16 protein-coding genes and 2 riboswitches are annotated in these 16,156 nt (G+C 70.2%); of the genes, 3 read left to right on the plus strand and 13 right to left on the minus strand.

The features are described 5' to 3' along the window. Window positions 1-123: 123 nt before the first annotated feature. Window positions 124-344: riboswitch (cobalamin riboswitch) on the minus strand. A 237-nt stretch (window positions 345-581) separates the two neighbouring features. From ACQ1W9_RS12725 to ACQ1W9_RS12735, 3 genes are read left to right on the plus strand one after another with little or no spacing between them, the layout of a single operon-like run. Then, a complete protein-coding gene (locus ACQ1W9_RS12725; protein WP_431026446.1) occupies window positions 582-1,571 on the plus strand; it encodes an ABC transporter substrate-binding protein in 990 nt (329 codons plus the stop codon). Beyond that, window positions 1,568-2,635: a FecCD family ABC transporter permease gene (locus ACQ1W9_RS12730; RefSeq protein ID WP_431023708.1), complete on the plus strand. Its 1,068-nt coding sequence runs from the start codon at window positions 1,568-1,570 to the stop codon at window positions 2,633-2,635. The genes ACQ1W9_RS12725 and ACQ1W9_RS12730 overlap by 4 nt, the downstream gene beginning before the upstream one ends. Then, entirely contained in the window at window positions 2,632-3,396 is a 765-nt protein-coding gene (locus ACQ1W9_RS12735) for an ABC transporter ATP-binding protein (protein WP_431023709.1), read from the plus strand. The genes ACQ1W9_RS12730 and ACQ1W9_RS12735 overlap by 4 nt, the downstream gene beginning before the upstream one ends. A 433-nt stretch (window positions 3,397-3,829) precedes the next feature. Here ACQ1W9_RS12735 and ACQ1W9_RS12740 read toward each other — a convergent pair whose 3' ends face one another. From ACQ1W9_RS12740 to cobT, 13 genes are all read right to left on the minus strand, one after another. After that, window positions 3,830-4,597 (minus strand): ABC transporter ATP-binding protein, encoded by a 768-nt coding sequence (locus ACQ1W9_RS12740; protein WP_431023710.1) that lies wholly within the window; start codon window positions 4,595-4,597, stop codon window positions 3,830-3,832. Further along, window positions 4,597-5,565 carry a FecCD family ABC transporter permease gene (locus tag ACQ1W9_RS12745; protein WP_431023711.1) on the minus strand — a complete coding sequence of 323 codons (969 nt, stop codon included), beginning with the start codon at window positions 5,563-5,565 and terminating at the stop codon, window positions 4,597-4,599. The genes ACQ1W9_RS12740 and ACQ1W9_RS12745 overlap by 1 nt, the downstream gene beginning before the upstream one ends. After that, on the minus strand, window positions 5,565-6,458 hold the full coding sequence (locus ACQ1W9_RS12750) for a cobalamin-binding protein (RefSeq protein WP_431023712.1): 894 nt from the start codon (window positions 6,456-6,458) through the stop codon (window positions 5,565-5,567). Before ACQ1W9_RS12750 ends, ACQ1W9_RS12745 begins: the two co-directional genes overlap by 1 nt. After that, complete coding sequence (locus ACQ1W9_RS12755; protein WP_431023713.1) at window positions 6,458-8,287, minus strand: TonB-dependent receptor domain-containing protein; 1,830 nt, start codon at window positions 8,285-8,287, stop codon at window positions 6,458-6,460. The genes ACQ1W9_RS12750 and ACQ1W9_RS12755 overlap by 1 nt, the downstream gene beginning before the upstream one ends. Window positions 8,288-8,407: 120 nt before the next feature. Next, window positions 8,408-8,651: riboswitch (cobalamin riboswitch) on the minus strand. Window positions 8,652-8,671: 20 nt separating this feature from the next. Further along, on the minus strand, window positions 8,672-9,664 hold the full coding sequence (locus ACQ1W9_RS12760) for a bile acid:sodium symporter family protein (protein ID WP_431023714.1): 993 nt from the start codon (window positions 9,662-9,664) through the stop codon (window positions 8,672-8,674). A 184-nt stretch (window positions 9,665-9,848) separates the two neighbouring features. Next, window positions 9,849-10,259, minus strand: coding sequence for a bifunctional adenosylcobinamide kinase/adenosylcobinamide-phosphate guanylyltransferase (locus tag ACQ1W9_RS12765; RefSeq protein WP_431023715.1), 411 nt, complete (start codon window positions 10,257-10,259; stop codon window positions 9,849-9,851). Then, the gene (locus ACQ1W9_RS12770) at window positions 10,211-10,876 is read right to left on the minus strand and encodes a histidine phosphatase family protein (protein WP_431023716.1); all 666 of its coding nucleotides are present in this window, start codon (window positions 10,874-10,876) and stop codon (window positions 10,211-10,213) included. Before ACQ1W9_RS12770 ends, ACQ1W9_RS12765 begins: the two co-directional genes overlap by 49 nt. Window positions 10,877-10,895: 19 nt before the next feature. Beyond that, complete coding sequence (locus ACQ1W9_RS12775; protein ID WP_431026447.1) at window positions 10,896-11,642, minus strand: adenosylcobinamide-GDP ribazoletransferase; 747 nt, start codon at window positions 11,640-11,642, stop codon at window positions 10,896-10,898. 44 nt (window positions 11,643-11,686) lie between these two features. Beyond that, window positions 11,687-12,223 carry a bifunctional adenosylcobinamide kinase/adenosylcobinamide-phosphate guanylyltransferase gene (locus ACQ1W9_RS12780; RefSeq protein WP_431023717.1) on the minus strand — a complete coding sequence of 179 codons (537 nt, stop codon included), beginning with the start codon at window positions 12,221-12,223 and terminating at the stop codon, window positions 11,687-11,689. After that, window positions 12,220-13,365: a threonine-phosphate decarboxylase CobD gene (gene cobD / locus ACQ1W9_RS12785; protein WP_431023718.1), complete on the minus strand. Its 1,146-nt coding sequence runs from the start codon at window positions 13,363-13,365 to the stop codon at window positions 12,220-12,222. The genes ACQ1W9_RS12780 and cobD overlap by 4 nt, the downstream gene beginning before the upstream one ends. Before the next feature lie 9 nt (window positions 13,366-13,374). Further along, window positions 13,375-14,352 (minus strand): adenosylcobinamide-phosphate synthase CbiB, encoded by a 978-nt coding sequence (cbiB, locus tag ACQ1W9_RS12790; RefSeq protein ID WP_431023719.1) that lies wholly within the window; start codon window positions 14,350-14,352, stop codon window positions 13,375-13,377. After that, window positions 14,345-15,031: an adenosylcobinamide amidohydrolase gene (locus ACQ1W9_RS12795; RefSeq protein ID WP_431023720.1), complete on the minus strand. Its 687-nt coding sequence runs from the start codon at window positions 15,029-15,031 to the stop codon at window positions 14,345-14,347. The genes cbiB and ACQ1W9_RS12795 overlap by 8 nt, the downstream gene beginning before the upstream one ends. Beyond that, complete coding sequence (cobT, locus tag ACQ1W9_RS12800) at window positions 15,028-16,083, minus strand: nicotinate-nucleotide--dimethylbenzimidazole phosphoribosyltransferase (protein WP_431023721.1); 1,056 nt, start codon at window positions 16,081-16,083, stop codon at window positions 15,028-15,030. The genes ACQ1W9_RS12795 and cobT overlap by 4 nt, the downstream gene beginning before the upstream one ends. Window positions 16,084-16,156: the final 73 nt, after the last annotated feature.

The following is a 16,156-nucleotide window of genomic DNA, read 5'->3' on the forward strand; positions in this document are numbered from 1 at the left end:
CACCGCCCGACACGGCGTCAGGGCCTGGCACACGACCAGCCGCGGCCCCCGACGGATGCCCCGTCGGGAAGCTAGGAAAGGAATCACAGGCAGACTATCCCCGGTGCCCACCGCACCGTCACTGGATGAACGAAATAATGGGCCGGTCTCCGGGCTCGAGGAGGGCATGGCGCAGATCGTCTCGGCGCCGTGCCGTCGCCTGCACCTTCCCGGCGGATGCCAGTGGTCGTCGCAGGCGTTTCACTCATTACCGTTGCGGGGGCAGCGATGGGATCGGCGCGAGGCCTCACCATACTTCCCGATTATCCCCTGACAGCAGGGGCACCCATTTTCAGTCGAGCCATCCTAAAGCAAGAGCCGCACCGGCGGCAACCGGGCTTGTTTTTTTGTGCCGACTTCCTCCATGATCTTCGCCGCTTGCGCCGACTCCCCGGGGAGAGCGACGAGCCCCATCACGGCATGGCCAGGCAAGACGCGGCTTATTTATCGATTTTCCGCCAAAAAACCAGCGTCAAACCAGCGACCATTATCCAGACTTTACCGGAAGAAAGTTTATGAAATTCGCTCGCCATCTACTGGCCATGTTATCGATAACTCCCGCCTCCCATGCCCTGTCCGATGGCACGAATTATCCGCTGACATTGACCAACTGCGGCATGGAAATCAGCGTCCCATCCGCGCCGCAAAGCACGGTCACCGTCGGACAGTCGGCCACCGAAATCCTCTATGCCTTGGGACTGGCCGAGCGGGTAGCCGGCACCTCGGTCTGGTTCACTCCGGTGCTGCCGGAGTTTCGCGAGGTCAATGCCGGCATCGAACGATTGGCCGACAACGACCCGAGTTTCGAGGCCGTGGTCAACCGCCGCCCCGAACTCGTCGCCGCCCAGTATGAGTGGCATATCGGCCCCACCGGCAGCGTGGCGACCCGCGAGCAGTTTCATGAGCTGGGCATCGCCACCTATGTGATGCCGGCCGATTGCGATACCAAGGACAACAGCACCGGCGGCGACGGCACCCGGACCGCCGCCTTCTCCCCCGAGGCGGTCTACAAGGGCATCCGCGAGCTGGCCACCATCTTCGATGTGCAGGAGGCCGGGCAGGCGCTGGTGGCCGACCTGGAAGCGCGCGAGGCGAATGCCATTGCCGCTGCCGAGGCCCTGGAACTGCCGGAGGAATTGTCGGCGGTATTCTGGTTCTCTTCCCCCGACCGATCCGCCGATCCCTATGTCGCCGGCCGGCTCGGCGCACCCGGTTATATGATGGACGCACTCGGCATCCGCAACGTGGTGGAATCCGATGAGGAGTGGCCTACCGTCGGCTGGGAATCCATCGCCCGGGCCGACCCGGATATCATCGTGGTGGCCAGCATGGATCGTCGCCGCTACCCCGCCGACGATATCGCCGAAAAGCTCGACTTTCTGCATAGCGATCCGGTGACCCGGGAAATGTCGGCGGTACGCAACGGCCGCATCATCGAGATGGATGCCCATGCGATGAGCGCCACCATGCGCACCCTCGTCGGCCTCGAAACCCTGGTCGACGCCTTGCCGACCCTCGCCTTCGACCGATGAATTCGTCGATAGCCCTGTCTCCAGCGGTTCGCTTGCCATGGCGCTGGGCCTGGCTCGCGCCACCGATCCTGTTTGTCGCCATCCTGGCGGGTACCGCCATCGGCGAGACCTCGATCCCGGTGGAGACCATTCTCAAGGTGCTGGCCAACCAGCTCTGGGGGGCAGGTTATGCCGTCGATCGCATTGATGCCGGCATCGTCTGGAACTATCGGCTCAGCCGCACCCTGCTCGCCGCCGGTTGCGGCGCCGGGCTGGCCCTGGCCGGCGTGGTCCTGCAGGCGCTGCTGCGCAATCCCCTGGCCGATCCCTTCCTGATGGGGATCTCCGCCGGCGCCTCCACCGGCGCCGTGGCGGTGACCATCGCCGGGCTCGGCGCCGGCACCCTGACGCTCTCCCTCGGCGCCTTCGCCGGGGCGGGACTGGCCTTCGGCCTGGTGGTGCTGCTCGCCCATGCCGCCGGCAGTGGAACCGGGGGCGGACGCGGTGCCCAGGCCGCGGGGGCCATCATCCTGGCGGGCATCGCCGGCTCGCAGCTCTTCAATGCCCTCACCGCCTTTATCATCGCCAGGTCGGCGAGTGCCGAGCAGGCGCGGGGGATCATGTTCTGGCTGATGGGCAACCTCTCCGGCGTGCGCTGGGACGATGTCTTCCTGGGACTGCCCGCCGCCCTCGGCGGCCTGCTGGTCTGCCTGTGGTACCGGCAGGCGCTGGACGCCTTTACCTTCGGGGCCGACGGCGCCGCCGCGCTGGGCATCGCCGTGAACCGGGTGCGCGGCGTGCTGATCGGCGCCATGGCCCTGGTCACCGCGGTGATGGTCTCCATGGTCGGCGCCATCGGCTTCGTGGGCCTGGTGATTCCCCATGCCATGCGCTTTTTGGTCGGCAGCCGCCACACCCGGCTGGTCCCGGCCTCGGCGCTGGCCGGTGCGGTCTTCCTGATCGGCGCGGATGTCCTCTCGCGCATCCTGGTGCCGGGGCAGGTGCTGCCGATCGGCGTGGTCACGGCGCTGATCGGCGCCCCGGCCTTCGCCATGATCCTGGTGCGCGGGACGAGAAGACAATGAGACTGAGCGCGGAAGGCATCGACTGGACGATCCAGGGGCACCGCTTGCTGAACGACGTCAGCCTCGCGGTGGCCCCCGGGGAGACCTTCGGCCTGATCGGCCCGAACGGCTCGGGCAAGAGCACCCTGCTACGGGTACTGGCCGGGCTACGCCGGCCGAAACGCGGACGCGTGCTGGTGGATGACCGGCCGATGCAGCGGATGCGCCAGCGGGAGATCGCCCGCGCCATCGCCTTCGTCGAGCAGCAGGCGGAGACCCTCGACCGGGTGGTGGTTCACCAGGTGGTCGCCCTGGGCCGAACGCCCTTCCTCTCGCCGCTGCGGCCCTGGTCCGACGAGGATGATGCCATCGTCGGCCAGGCCCTCGACGACGTCGATATGGGGCATCTGGCGGGGCGTCTCTGGCATACCCTCTCCGGCGGCGAGCGCCAGCGCGTGCATATCGCCCGCGCCCTGGCCCAGCGGCCGAGGATCCTGTTGCTCGACGAGCCCACCAACCACCTGGATATCCGCCACCAGCTGTCGATCCTGCAACTGGTCGGGCGGCTACCGGTCACGGTGGTGATCGCCCTGCACGACCTCAATCAGGCCATGGCCTGTGATCGCATCGGGGTGATGGAGGCCGGCCGCCTGGTGGACAGCGGCCCGCCCGAGCGGGTCCTCACCGTCGAGCGGCTGCGCCGCACCTTCGGCGTGCAGGCGGATTTCCTCGACGACCCCATGGATCACGGCCGGATCCTGCGCTTTCGCCACGCCCTGTAAGCTGACCGGGCCAGGCAGATCTCCGGCTTGCTGTTGTGGGAGATTCTATGTTGCCCCTCAAGCCGCCACCATGGTTTCTGTGGGAGCGCGGATTTTGCCGGTCCGACGCTTCGGCGATATCGCCCGAAGGGCGATCTGGAAAGCCTTGGCTGTCGCCAGGGGCGACTGCGTCGCCCAATCGTTCGGGGAACCCGAACTCCCACAACACCAGTGGCCCACCAGACCCACTATGGGAATAGCTACCCAGCCTACCTGTGGGAACTCGGCTATGCCGAGTGATTGGCGCCGCCAGGCGCCAGGACGACTGCGTCGCCCAATCGCCGAAGCGTCGGACCGCCGGGGAACCGAACTCCCACAACCCCAGAGCCTCTCCCAGCACCAGTGGCTAACCAAGCCCACTATGGGAATAGCCTACCTGTGAGGGCGATGAACCTTACCTCAGGGGCACGAAGACCGGGGCGCCGTCGACCCAGGCGGTGGCCAGGCGCTGGCCATAGAGCCTTTCCAGGGCCGCGGGCTCCAGCATGGCGTCCGCCGGGCCCCAGCAGGCCTCGCCCTCCGGGTAGAGCAGCAGCAGGTGGCTGCACCAGCGGGCGGCCAGATTGAGGTCGTGCAGGCACATCATCACCGCCCTGCCCTCTTTGGCCTCGCCGGCGAGCAGCGCCATGACTTCGGTCTGGTGGTGCAGGTCGAGGTGGTTGGTGGGCTCGTCGGCGAGCCACAGGGCCGGGGTCTGGGTCAGCACCGTGGCGATGGCCAGGCGCTGGCGCTCGCCGCCGGAGAGGGTCCCCACCAGGTGGTCGGCCAGGTGGGCCAGGTCGAGCCGCTCCAGGGCCGCCTCGGCCAGGCGCAGCTCCTCGGCGCCCTCCATCTGCCAGGGGGAGAGGTAGGGATGACGGCCGATCAGGGCGGTCTCGCGCACCGTGGCGGGAAAGCCGTCGTGGCGCTCCTGGAAGACCAGCCCCAGTCGGCGCGCCACCCGGCGGCGACCCAGCCCCGAGAGCGGCCGGTCGTCGAGGCGCACCTGCCCCGAGCGCGGGGCCCTGAGCCCGGCCAGGGTATGCAGGAGCGTCGTCTTGCCGGCGCCGTTGGGCCCCAGCACGCCCCACACCTGGCCCGGCTCGAGGCGCACGTCGAGGGCCCGGCCGTCGCCACGCCCGGGAATATCGATCACCAACTGGCGGGCCTCGAGACGGCTCATCACTGGCTCCGATACAGCAGATAAAGAAAGGTCGGCACCCCCAGCAGGGCGGTGATCACCCCCACCGGGAGCTGCTCCGGGGCGATCATCGTGCGCGCCAGGGTATCCGCCAGCAGCAGCAGGGTACCACCGGCCAGGGCGCAGGCGGGCAGGATCAACCGCTGGTCGTTGCCCAGCAGCAGGCGCAGCATATGCGGCACCACCAGGCCGACGAAGCCGATGCTGCCGGCGCTGGTCACCGCCATGGCGGTCAGGGCGCTGGCCCCCAGGTAGATGCCCCACTCCAGGCGGCGCACCGAGACGCCGAGGGCGGCGGCCTGCAGGGGCCCCCGGGCCAGCACATTGAGGCTGCGCCCCAGCGGCATGACCAGCAGGCAGACCCCCAGCAGCAGGACCAGGGGCGGCCAGGGCGCGCGGGCATAGGCGAGATCGCCCATCAGCCAGTAGAGCATGCCGGGCAGGCGGTCGGCGGGAGTCACCGCCAGCATCAGGGTGATCACCGCCCCCCAGCCGGCGGCCACCACCACCCCGGTGAGCAGCAGCCGCGCCGGCGTCCAGCCGCCGCGGCCATGGGCCAGGCCGAATACCAGCAGGGTCGACAGCAGCGCCCCGGCGAAGGCACCGCCGGAGACCACCAGGCCGCCGACGCCCGCCAGCATGGCGGCCAGGGCCCCCACCGAGGCGCCCCCGGAGAGCCCCAGCACATAGGGATCGGCCAGGGGGTTGCGCAGCAGCACCTGCATCAGGGCGCCGGCCACGGCGAGCAGACCGCCCACCGCGAAGGCGGAGAGCGAGCGGGGCAGGCGCAGCTCGAGGATCAGGGTCTGGGCCAGCGGGCTGCCCTGGCCGCGCAGGACGGCGAGGATCTCGCCCGGCGCCAGGGTCACGCTGCCCAGTGCCACCGACAGGATCAGGGCCGCCAGGGCGGCCAGGGCCAGGCCCCCCAAGGGGCGCGCCAGGGTTACCATCAGGGACTCGCCTCGCGACGAGACCGGGCCACCTCGAGCTTCTCGCAGAAGAGTCGGCTGCCCTCCAGCAGGCGCGGCGTGGGGCGCTGGATCAGCGAGGGCGGCACGAAGAAGAGGTTGTCCCGGGCCACGGCGGTGAGCGCCGGGTACTGTTCCCAATGGGTCAGCCAGGCGCGGTTCTCCTCGCCCATGCCGCCGGCGAGGATCGCCTCGGGGTCGGCGGCCAGCACCGCCTCCTCGTCGAGGCGCGGTACCAGCCGGTCGAGCCCGCCGAAGACATTGACGCCGCCGCACAGGGAGAGCACCTGGCCGATCAGGTGGTCGTCGTTGATGGTCATCAGGGGCTCGTCCCATACCTGGTAGAAGACCGACAGCGGCGCGGCATCCGCGTAGCGCTCGGCGAGTTCGGCCATGCCGTCGCGAAAGCGCGCCGCCTCGGCCTCCCCCGCCGCCTCGCTGCCGGCCAGGCGCGAGAGGCGCTCGATGGCCGTGGCCACGCCCTCGAGGGTGCGCGGCTCGATATAGAAGACCGGCAGGCCCAGGGCCTCGAGGGTCTCGAGCTGCTCGGCGGGGTTGCCGGTGACCCAGCCGATCACCAGGTCGGGGGCCAGCGCCAGCAGCCGCTCCAGGTCGACCCGGGTATGGCTGCCCACCGAGGCCACCTCACGGGCCTCGGGGGGATAGTCGCTGTACTCCACCACGGCGACGACCCGCTCGCCGGCCCCGGCGGCATAGACCAGCTCGGTGGCCCCCGGCGAGAGGGCGGCGATACGCTGCGCAGGCTCACTGAGGCAGACCTCCCGCTGCCGGTCATCGATGGCGCAGCGCTCGTCGGCCTGGGCAACCAGGGACAGCAGGGCAAGCGCTAGCCCCGTTACCAGACGACTAGGCATCAACCACCGAAATGCAGGCTAAGGAAGGCGGCACGGCCGGCGTTGAGGTAATCGTTGCCGCTGAAATCCCGGGCGGTGACGACGTCCCTGTCCAGCACGTTTTCCACCGTCAGGCGGGTCGACCAGCCGGGGGCGAAGTCCCAGCCGGCGCGTAGATCGACCAGGCCGAAGCCGGCGAGCCGTTCTTCGTTGGCGGCATCGTCGTAGCGGTGATTCTGCACCACCCAGGAGCCCCCCAGGGACCAGTCGCCCAGCTCGCGGTCCGCGTCCAGGCGCAGGCTCTGTGACGCCCGGCGTCGGAGTTGATTGCCGGTCTCGCGATCCTCCGGATCGGTATAGGTCAGGGCCGCGGCCAGGGTCCAGTCGTCGATCTCGGCGCCGGCGGAGAGCTCCACGCCGCGGATCCGCGCCTCGGCCACGTTATAGGGGGCGAAACGCCCATTGACCAGGGCATTGGCGATCAGGTTATCCACGTCCGTCTGGTAGGCCGCCAGGTCCCAGAAGAACAGGCGGTACTGGCCGCGCACGCCCAGCTCGAGGGTCTCGGAGGTCTCGGCTTCCAGATCGGGGTTGCCGAACCCGGGGAAGTAGAGCTGGTTGAAGGTGGGGGCCTTGAAGGCGGTACCAACACTGGCCCGCAGGGTATGGGAGTCATCCAGCGCATAGCCCAGCGCCAGGCTGCCGGTCACCTCCTCGCCGAAGGCCTGGTTGTCGTCGTGACGCAGGCTGGCCTGTAGCGAGGCCGGCGCGAGGTCGAACAGTCCCTGGGCGAAGACGGCGGTATTGTCGCGGCTGCTCTCCGCATACTCGGTGGTACCGCTGACCCGGTCCTCGCTGTACTCGACGCCGGCGATCAGCTCGTGAGCACCAAGGTACAGGGTATTCTCCCAGCGAGCGGTATGCGTGCGGGTATCGATAATCGAATCGCCGAAGATATCGATGTTGTCGCTCTCGTCCCGAGCCTCGCTAAGCGTCAGGCGGCTACGCCACCGGTCGGTCACCGGCAACTCCCCGTAAACACCGGCCACCTGCTGCACATAGTCCGTGTCCCCTCCGACGAACTCGGTATTGCCCCGCGCCCGCAGCGCCAGCACCCCCACCTCGGCGTCGTTGTCGAAGGTATGCGAGAGCCGCACCAGGCCGGAGGTATTGTCATAACCCTTGTCGTCGCCATCACGTACCACCGGCACACCGTCGGTGCTGAAATGACTACCGGCGAAGTAGTAGCGGGTGCCACCGCTGCCACCGGCGAGGCTGGCGCTATAACGCTGGGTGTCGAAGGAACCGCCGCCCAGCGAGATACGTGACGTCGGCGCCCCCGCCTCGCCCTCGGGGGTAAAGAGTTGAATGACACCGCCCACGGCGTCGGCACCATAGAGGCTGCCGCGGGGGCCGCGGACGATCTCGGCGCGCTGGAACAGTCGCGGGTCGAGGAATTGCCAGGAGGCGCCGCCCAGGGTCGCCGAACGCAGGCGGATCCCATCGATCATCAGCAGGCTCTGGTCATTGGAGGTGCCGCGAATGTAAACGCTACTGGACTTGCCGAAGCTACCGCTGGTGGAGACATCCACCCCGGGCTGGCCACGCAACAGGTCGGTCAGGCGGGTGGGGTCCTGGCGGCGCAGGCTGGCCTCGTCGAGCACGCTGACCGAGGCGAGGCTCTCATCGGCGGTGCGCGGCGCCAGGGTGGCGGTCACCACCAGGGGGTTCAGGGCCTGGATCGAGTCGGCGTCGGTATCATCCGAGGTGGCGGCAATCGCCTGGGAGAGCGGCGTGGCGGCCAGGGCAACGGCGGCCAGGCCATGGCGGGAAACGATGGAGAGTGTCATCTTGGTGTCCCTTGCTCGCCGTGCTCACCCGCACGGCGTGATGCGTATGATGGCCGGGACGCGGTGGGAAACGACAAGGTGGAAGCCAGGCAGCGCCTTGCCTCCCGTCGCCCACCGTGACACGGCATGCCTCTCCAGGCCGGTCTCCGGGCTGACGAGTGAAGGGCCTGGGCATCAGGGCCTAGGCATAAGGACCTTCCGGACCGCCGCCTTCCCATGCCAATCGGCACAGTGACGTTAATGGCGGTGTTTGACTCGATCACCGTTGCGGGGGCAGCGTCGGAGTGGCGGCAAGGCCGCGCACCGACTTCCCGTTTATCTGGTAGAAAGGCCTTCTACCAGCACCTGAGAGTGCGCGTAAGCTAGCAACCCACCCGGGAAAGGTCAATTTGCCGCTTCTGCCGCCGTGGGGCGCTGGGCGTAGCGCTGAGCCATGATGGCGCAGACGATCAGTTGGATCTGGTGGAAGAGCATGATCGGCAGCAGCATGGGCCCCAGGGCGCTGCCGGCGAAGAGCACCTGTGCCATGGGCACCCCGGTGGCCAGGCTCTTCTTGGAGGCGCCGAAAACGATGGTGATCTCGTCCTCCTTGCTGAACCCCAGCCCCCGGGCCAGGGCCGTGGTCAGCACCAGCACCAGGGCCAGCAGCACGCAGCAGGCCAGGATCAGCGCCAGCAACGGGCCGAGCCCCACGGTCTGCCAGAGGCCGCCCACCACCGAGGCACTGAAGGCGGTGTAGACCACCAGCAGGATGGAGCTCTGGTCCACCTTGCTCAGCCAGGGCCGATTGCGGGCCACCCAGTCGCCGATCCAGGGCCGCGCCAGGTGCCCCAGCACGAAGGGCAGCAGCAGTTGCAGGCTGATCTTGAGCACCGCCTCGCCGGCGTTGTAGCCCTCGCCGGTGGCCTGGGCGCCCATGATCAGCATCACCAGCAGGGGCGTGGCGAGGATGCCGATCAGGCTGGAGGCGGAGGCGTTGCAGATCGCCGCCGGAATATTGCCCCGGGCCAGGGAGTTGAAGGCGATGGCGGACTGCACCGTGCCGGGCAACACGCAGAGGTAGAGCATGCCGAGGGTCAGCGGCGTGCCCAGCCAAGGCTCCATCAGCGGCCGCCCCAGCACCCCGAGCAGCGGGAAGGCGACGAAGGTGAAGCCGAACACCACTAGGTGCAGGCGCCAGTGGGTGGCGCCGCTGATGATCGCCTGGCGGGAGAGCTTGGCGCCGTGCATAAAGAACAGCAGGGCGATGGCCGCCACGGTCAGCCCCTCGAAGAAGGGCACGCCGCGCCCCTGGGCCGGCAACACGCTGGCCAGGATCACCACCCCCACCAGGGTCAGGGTAAAGTTATCGACCCACTGTCGTAATCGTCCCAGCATCTTCGCCTCGTCTCGTGGAAAACAGTTCCATATTCTATTATGGCCAATCCCGCCTTGGCCAAGCGACCTTTAGGCAAGTCCTTGGCTATCCAGTTAACACCTTTGCTGCTGAAGGCCCGGGGCTATCCTGGCGGTCAGGCCGCCAGCGCCCCTCAGTCATTCCATCTGCGATCATTCTGCGACTTTAGACAAGCCGCCTTACCAGCCCATGCCAGACGTAGTAGACCGCCTCGGCCCGGGCCGCGGCGTCCTGGGCCAGCCAGCCGTTGAGGTCGCGCAGCCGCCGCTGGCGGCGCGACATGGGCACGATGCCGCGGCCCATCTCCTTGAGGATCAGGGTGATGGTGGCTCCCGTCCGGCGCTCCGCCGCCAGCAGCGTCTCCAGAGTCTGAACCAGCCGCGCCCGCAGGCGGTCGTTATCGGCCTCGCCTTCCAACTGGGCGGCGATCCACGCCGCCCAGCCGTCGATTACCAGGTCCCCGGCGGGCGGCGGGCCTTCGAGGAGGCAATCGGCCTCGAGCCAGCGCGGCGCCCCGCCCCAGGCCCTTACCGCGTCGCGCTTGCCGGCGTGGGTACCGCCGATGACCACTCGCATCGCCAGGCGTCTCCGTGTCGAATGAGATGGAAGTGGCGCCCCTCGGCCTGAGTCACGCCGGCGGCCCAGAAGTCGATGGCCTCGAAGCGCCGACGCAGCTCCCGCAGCACCCCACCATGGGTCACCACCAGGGCGCGGTAGGCGTCGCCTTCCTTGGCCTCGGCCTCCCGGGTCAGCTCCTGCCACCAGGCGTCGAGTCGCGCGCGCAGCTCGCCGGCGGACTCGCCGCCGGGCGGCGGGCGCTCGCCGCGGCCATCGATCCAGGCCCGATAGCCGGGGTCCGACTCGAGCTCGGCGTAACACTTGCCCTCGTAGGCGCCGAAATTCAGCTCCCGCAGCCGGGCATCGAAGCGCGGCTCGGGACGGGTCCCGGGACAGGGTGTCGCGCCAGGCAAGGCCAGGTGCGCCAGGGTCTGGCGGCAGCGTGTCAGGTCGCTGCAGTGGATGGCATCCCATCCCCCCAGTTGCTCCCGCGACCAGGCCCGCAGGCACTCGAGGCCCGGGCGAGCCGCTTCGGGGTCCAGGGGAATATCCCGATGGCCCTGATAGCGGCCGTTCCGGTTCCAGGCGGTCAGCCCATGGCGGACCACGACCAGGGTCAGGCTCGACGATGGCATCAAACGTCCTCCCTTCGTCTCACGAACTCAGCCACAGCCAGGCCACCAGCAGCAGCCATAGCTCCCCCCCCTCGATGGCCGCCCCCAGCATATCGCCGTTGATGCCGCGAAAAGTGCGCACCATCAGGGTCGCGAAGGCCAGCAGGAAGGCGGCGAGCGCCGCCAGCAGCAGCCAGCCGCCGGGCAGCCACCAGAACGGCACGGCCAGGGGCAGCAGCGACAGCGCCAAGTCCCAGTGGCGGCTCTCCTGGCGCCAGGCCCAGGCCAGTCCCTCGCGGCGGGCCAGCGGCGCCAGGCGCAGCAGCGCCACGGCGCCGAAGCGCGCCAGGGCCGGCGGCGCCAGCAGCCACAGCGGGTCGACGCCGGCCTCCAGCAACGCCCAGAGCAGCATGCCCTTCCAGGCCAGCAGGAAGACCAGCGCCAGGATGGCGAAGCTGCCCACCTGGGCATCCTTCATGATCGCCCAGCGCCGCTCCAGGGGGGCATTGCTGCCCAGGGCATCGGCCAGGTCCATCACCCCATCCAGGTGCAGGCCGCCGGAGAGCGCCACCCAGAGGCTGAGCAGCGCCAGGGCCTGCAGCGGCGTGGGCCAGCCCGACAGCGCCAGCGCCACCAGGGCCAGCAGGCCCCCCAGCAGCAGGCCCACCAGGGGGTAGGCGCGCAGCGCCCAGCGCCGGGTGGCCGGGGTCCAGGGGCAGGCCAGCGGCAGCGGAATCCGCGTCAGGAACTGCAGCGCCAGCACCAGGCCGAAGCCGGCGGCGGCCAGGCCCCGGGGCGTGGTCGATGGCGGGGCCGATGGCGTCGTCGTGCTCATGCGCCCTCCCCCTTCCAGACCCAGGGCAGCCCCGCCACCACCTGCACCACGAGATCCGCCTCGGCGGCCAGGTCGCGGTGCAAGCCTTGCAGGAAGGCCACGAAGGCACGGGTCTCGCCATCCTCGGCGGGCAACCCCTCGTTGATATCGTTGGAGACCACCACCAGGGCGATTCGGCGTCGCTTGGCCTCGCCCAGTACCTTGGCCAGCAAGGCGCGGCCCTCGGCGTCGCTGCCGCCGCCGCCATAGCGCCACTGGCTGGCCCAGAGGGTCAGGCAGTCGAGCAGGACCGTCTCCCCGGGGGCGACCTCGTCCAGGGCGGCATCCAGGGCCAGGGGCGCCTCCAGGGTCTGCCAGCCCTCCCCCCGCTGGCGTCGATGGCGGGCGATGCGCTCGGCCATCTCGCCATCCCCGGCCCGGGCGGTGGCCAGGTACCAGAGCTCCCCGCCCCGTTCGCCCCACCACTGCCGGGCCAGGCGCTCGGCGTAGCCGCTCTTGCCGGAGCGGGCCCCGCCGCCGATAAAGGCGATCATGGTGTACCTCCTCGAGAGACTTCGGCCATCGCCTCCGCCAGGGCCTGGCACAGCGCCCGGTTCTCCTCGACGGTACGCAGGGCCAGACGCAGCCAGCCCCCGTCCAGGCCGGCGAAGCCCTGGGTATGGCGCGCCAGCCAGCCGCGGCGCAGCAGCGCCGGCAGCAGCCGGGCGGTGGCTTCCCCACCGGCGGGATGGCGCACCAGGAAGAAGTTGGCGCGACTCGGCACCACCCTCAGGCCCAGGGCGCCGAGCGCCGCCTGCATGGCGGGGCGCTCGGCGGCGAGCCAGGCCCGGGTACGCTCGTTGAAGTCGCGATCCGCCAGCAGCGGCGCCACCAGGTCGGCGGCCAGTTGGTTGACGCTCCAGGCGGGCTGGAAGGCCCCGGCGGCGGCGACCCGGTCCGGCGCGGCGAGCAGGTAGCCCAGGCGCAGCCCGGGCAGGGTGAACCACTTGGTCAGGGAGCGCAGCAGCACCAGGTGCTCGAAGCGCTCGAGCCAAGGCGTCAGCCGCTCCGTGTCATCGACGAAGTCGATAAAGGCCTCGTCCACCACCAGGGTACAGCCCCGCTCGGCGGTGAGTTCCAGCAGCCGCTCCATGACTGGGCGCGGCACCAGGGTCGCGGTGGGATTATTGGGGCGGCCCATAAAGAGCACCTCGGCCTCCCCCAGGCCTGCGACCAGCGCCTCGGGGTCGAGGGAGAAGTCGAGGGCAAAGTCGAGGGCGAAGTCCGGGGCGGCCAGGGGCAGGCTGCGCACCGGCAGGCCGTAGGCCGTGCAGGCGCGGCGATACTCGGCGAAGCCCGGCTCGACGATGGCGGCGGGGCGACCGGCGTGTAGGGCGGCGGCCAGGTAGATCGCCTCGGCGCCGCCATTGGTGAGCCGCACCCGCTCGGCGGCCACCCCTTCCCGGGCGGCGATGGCGGCCCGGGCGGCGGCATAGTCCGGGTCGGGGTAGCGGCCCAGGTCGGCGGCCCGCTCGGCCAGCCACTCGGGCAGCCAGGCGGGCGGGCCGAGCGGGTTGAGGTTGGCACTGACGTCGCGCAGCGGCGTATCGACGGGCAGGCCGAAGCGCGCCAGCAGCGGCGCCGCCTCGCCCCCGTGCAGGGGCCAGTCATTTGAGGGGGTGTCGCCAGGTCTCACAACGCCTCCTTAAGCAGGATCACCGCCGCCATCAGCAGCAAAAAAGCCCAACCAGCCGCCATGCATCAGGCGCAGGGTGGCGGCGATATGCCCTGCCGCCAGCGGCTGCCGGGGCGTGCCCAGCCGGGCCCGCTCGGAGACCCGCCCGCGATAGTGGTTGGTGCCCCCCAGTTGCACCCCCAGCAGGTTGGCCACCATCGCCTCCGGCCAGCCGCTGTTGGGGCTGGGGTGGCGCGGCGCCTCACGCCAGGTGGCGGCCAGGGCCCCACGGGGGGTGATCTCGTCCCTGCCCCAGGCCTTAAGACAGAGCGCGCTTAGCCATAGCGTCAGGGCAGTAAGCCGGGCCGGCAGCCAGTTGGCGACGTCATCGAGGCGTGCCGAGGCCCAGCCGAAATCGGCGTAGCGTTCGTCCCGGTAGCCGACCATGGAGTCGAGGGTATTGATCGCCTTGTAGGCCAGGGCCAGGGGCGCGCCGCCGAGCAGGGCGAAGAACAGCGGCGCGGTGATGCCGTCCACGGTGTTCTCGGCCACCGTCTCCACCGCGCCGCGGCTGATCTCCGCCTCGCCCAGGTGCTCGGTATCGCGGCCCACCACCATGGCCAGTGCCCGGCGCGCCTCGGGCAGGTCGCCGCGGGCCAGGGACGCGACGATATCCCGGGCGGCGTCCCGGAGCCCCTTGATGGCCAGGCAACTAGCTAGCAGCCAGAGCTCGGCGAGCCAGGCCAGCCACGGATGAATTGCCGCCAGCAAGGTCAATGTGGCCCAGGCCAGCAGGAAGGTGCCCAGCACCACCAGGGCGCACATCAGCATACCCTTGAGGCGCCGCGCCCGGGCGGAACCGCGGTTCCAGGCCCGCTCCAGGCGGGCGATCACCGCCCCCATGCCCACCACCGGATGCGGCAGGGCGCGGGGGTCGCCGATGATCAGGTCCAGGGTCAGGGCCAGCAGCATCAGCCCCAGCAGCCCGAGCGACAGCGGCTCAGCCATGGCGCGTCTCCCGGCTGCGAATCAGCGACTCACGCGTTGCCACGAATACCGCCCGTCCCAGCTCGCGGCCCAGGCGTGTGCCGGAGCCGGCGTAGTCGCTGGGTTCCCCCGCCTGGGTGGCAGCGACGGCCAGGCAGTCGGTGGAGGTGCCGCTGGCCGGGGTACCGCCATGGGGGTCGCGAATATCCAGCTCCTGGAGGGCCCGGGCCTTGGCCTCCGTCGCGGAGAGGGCGGCGTTGACCAGGCCCGCATCGCTCAAGTGGGCGTCCAGGAAGATCAGGGTATTGATGGTACCCACCGGGCGGGGGTCATCCGCCAGGGGCGCGGCGATATCCACCGCATTGCCGGCCCCGGCGGTGACCGCCACCAGCACGCCCTGCCCCGCCACCAGGGCCAGGTGCTCCAGGTGCACCGCGGTCATCATGGCCAGGCTCTCATCGAAGCCCAGGCCGCGCCGGGCCAGCCAGGCGCTCAGGTCATCGGCGGGGGCGCGGCCGTCGTAGGCCTTGTCCACATGGAAGTTGCAGAAGTGGCACCGCCAGCCCAGGCCGCCCCCCACCAGGGCGCTGCTCAGGGTGCGCAGCGGCCGAGCCGAGGCGAAGTGCAGGCAGTGGGCATCCGCCGCCAGGCTCAGGCCCGGGGCGAAGTCCAGCGGTCGCACACTCGCCGGGACATTCATGGGGTGGCACCGATGCCGGCCTGATCGAAGGTCGCCATCTCGGCGAGCATGCGGCAAGCCGACTCCAGCAGCGGGAAGGCCAGGGCGGCGCCGCTGCCCTCCCCCAGGCGCAGTTCCAGATCCAGCAGCGGCTGCGCTTCCAGGTCCGCCAGGGCGATATCGTGCCCCGGCTCTCGGGAGCGATGGCCGAAGATCAGGTAGGGGCGCAGCGCCGGACACAGCCGGCAGGCCACGAGTGCCGCCACCGTGGCGATCAGCCCATCCACCAGCAGCGGCACCCGCCGGGCCGCGCCGCCCAGGTAGGCCCCCACCATGGCGGCGATCTCCAGGCCGCCGAGGGCCGCCAGGGCCCCCAGGGGGTCATCGGCATCGACCCGCCGCGCGGCCAGGGCCCGGGCGATCACCTCGCGCTTATGGGCCAGGCGCGCGGCATCGATACCGGTCCCCGGCCCCACCACGGCGTCCAGGGGGGCCTGGCAGAGCGCCGCCAGCAGGGCGCTGCTGGCGGTGGTATTGGCGATGCCCATCTCGCCGACGATCAGGCAGCGACAGTCCGCCGCCACCGCCCGCTCCGCGGCCTGGATGCCCACGGCGATGGCCGATTCCGCTTCTTCCCGGGTCATGGCGTCCTCCACCGCCAGGTTGCGGGTGCCGGGGCGTACCCTGGCATTCACCACCGCGCGCTTCACCTCGGCGGGCAGCTCGCCGGCCACGCCCACGTCGATCACCTCCAGGCGCGCCCCATGCTGGCGGGCGAAGGCATTGATGGCCGCGCCGCCGGCGGCGAAGTTGGCCACCATCTGGGCGGTGACCGCCTGGGGAAAGGCGGAGACCCCCTCCGCCGCCACCCCGTGATCGGCGGCGAAGACCAGCACCCCGGGGGGCGAGACCCGGGGCAGCGCCTCGCCCTGGCTCAGCGCCAGCTCGATGGCCAGGCGCTCCAGGCTGCCCAGGCTGCCCGGCGGCTTGGTGAGGTTGTCCAGGTGCTGGGCCACCCGTTCGGCCAGGGCCGAGTCGGGCTCGCGAATGGCGGCGAGGGTCGAGGAGAGCATGGGGACTCCGGGCGGATTGTCGGAAGAGGCGCATGGTAGCAGAAGCACCGCGCCCTGATGCAGATCAAGGCGC

Origin of the sequence: Halomonas sp. H5 (genome assembly GCF_050613175.1) — a bacterium.
Classification (GTDB): Bacteria; Pseudomonadota; Gammaproteobacteria; order Pseudomonadales; family Halomonadaceae; genus Bisbaumannia; species Bisbaumannia salifodinae.

What these genes read in the sequence shown, in the direction of transcription:
- ACQ1W9_RS12725 (WP_431026446.1), top strand. Translation starts at nt 582, where the DNA reads ATGTTATCGATAACTCCCGCCTCCCATGCCCTGTCCGATGGCACGAAT.
- ACQ1W9_RS12730 (WP_431023708.1), top strand. Translation starts at nt 1,568, where the DNA reads ATGAATTCGTCGATAGCCCTGTCTCCAGCGGTTCGCTTGCCATGGCGC.
- ACQ1W9_RS12735 (WP_431023709.1), top strand. Translation starts at nt 2,632, where the DNA reads ATGAGACTGAGCGCGGAAGGCATCGACTGGACGATCCAGGGGCACCGC.
- ACQ1W9_RS12740 (WP_431023710.1), bottom strand. Translation starts at nt 4,597, where the DNA reads ATGAGCCGTCTCGAGGCCCGCCAGTTGGTGATCGATATTCCCGGGCGT.
- ACQ1W9_RS12745 (WP_431023711.1), bottom strand. Translation starts at nt 5,565, where the DNA reads ATGGTAACCCTGGCGCGCCCCTTGGGGGGCCTGGCCCTGGCCGCCCTG.
- ACQ1W9_RS12750 (WP_431023712.1), bottom strand. Translation starts at nt 6,458, where the DNA reads ATGCCTAGTCGTCTGGTAACGGGGCTAGCGCTTGCCCTGCTGTCCCTG.
- ACQ1W9_RS12755 (WP_431023713.1), bottom strand. Translation starts at nt 8,287, where the DNA reads ATGACACTCTCCATCGTTTCCCGCCATGGCCTGGCCGCCGTTGCCCTG.
- ACQ1W9_RS12760 (WP_431023714.1), bottom strand. Translation starts at nt 9,664, where the DNA reads ATGCTGGGACGATTACGACAGTGGGTCGATAACTTTACCCTGACCCTG.
- ACQ1W9_RS12765 (WP_431023715.1), bottom strand. Translation starts at nt 10,259, where the DNA reads ATGCGAGTGGTCATCGGCGGTACCCACGCCGGCAAGCGCGACGCGGTA.
- ACQ1W9_RS12770 (WP_431023716.1), bottom strand. Translation starts at nt 10,876, where the DNA reads ATGCCATCGTCGAGCCTGACCCTGGTCGTGGTCCGCCATGGGCTGACC.
- ACQ1W9_RS12780 (WP_431023717.1), bottom strand. Translation starts at nt 12,223, where the DNA reads ATGATCGCCTTTATCGGCGGCGGGGCCCGCTCCGGCAAGAGCGGCTAC.
- cbiB (WP_431023719.1), bottom strand. Translation starts at nt 14,352, where the DNA reads ATGGCTGAGCCGCTGTCGCTCGGGCTGCTGGGGCTGATGCTGCTGGCC.
- ACQ1W9_RS12795 (WP_431023720.1), bottom strand. Translation starts at nt 15,031, where the DNA reads ATGAATGTCCCGGCGAGTGTGCGACCGCTGGACTTCGCCCCGGGCCTG.
- cobT (WP_431023721.1), bottom strand. Translation starts at nt 16,083, where the DNA reads ATGCTCTCCTCGACCCTCGCCGCCATTCGCGAGCCCGACTCGGCCCTG.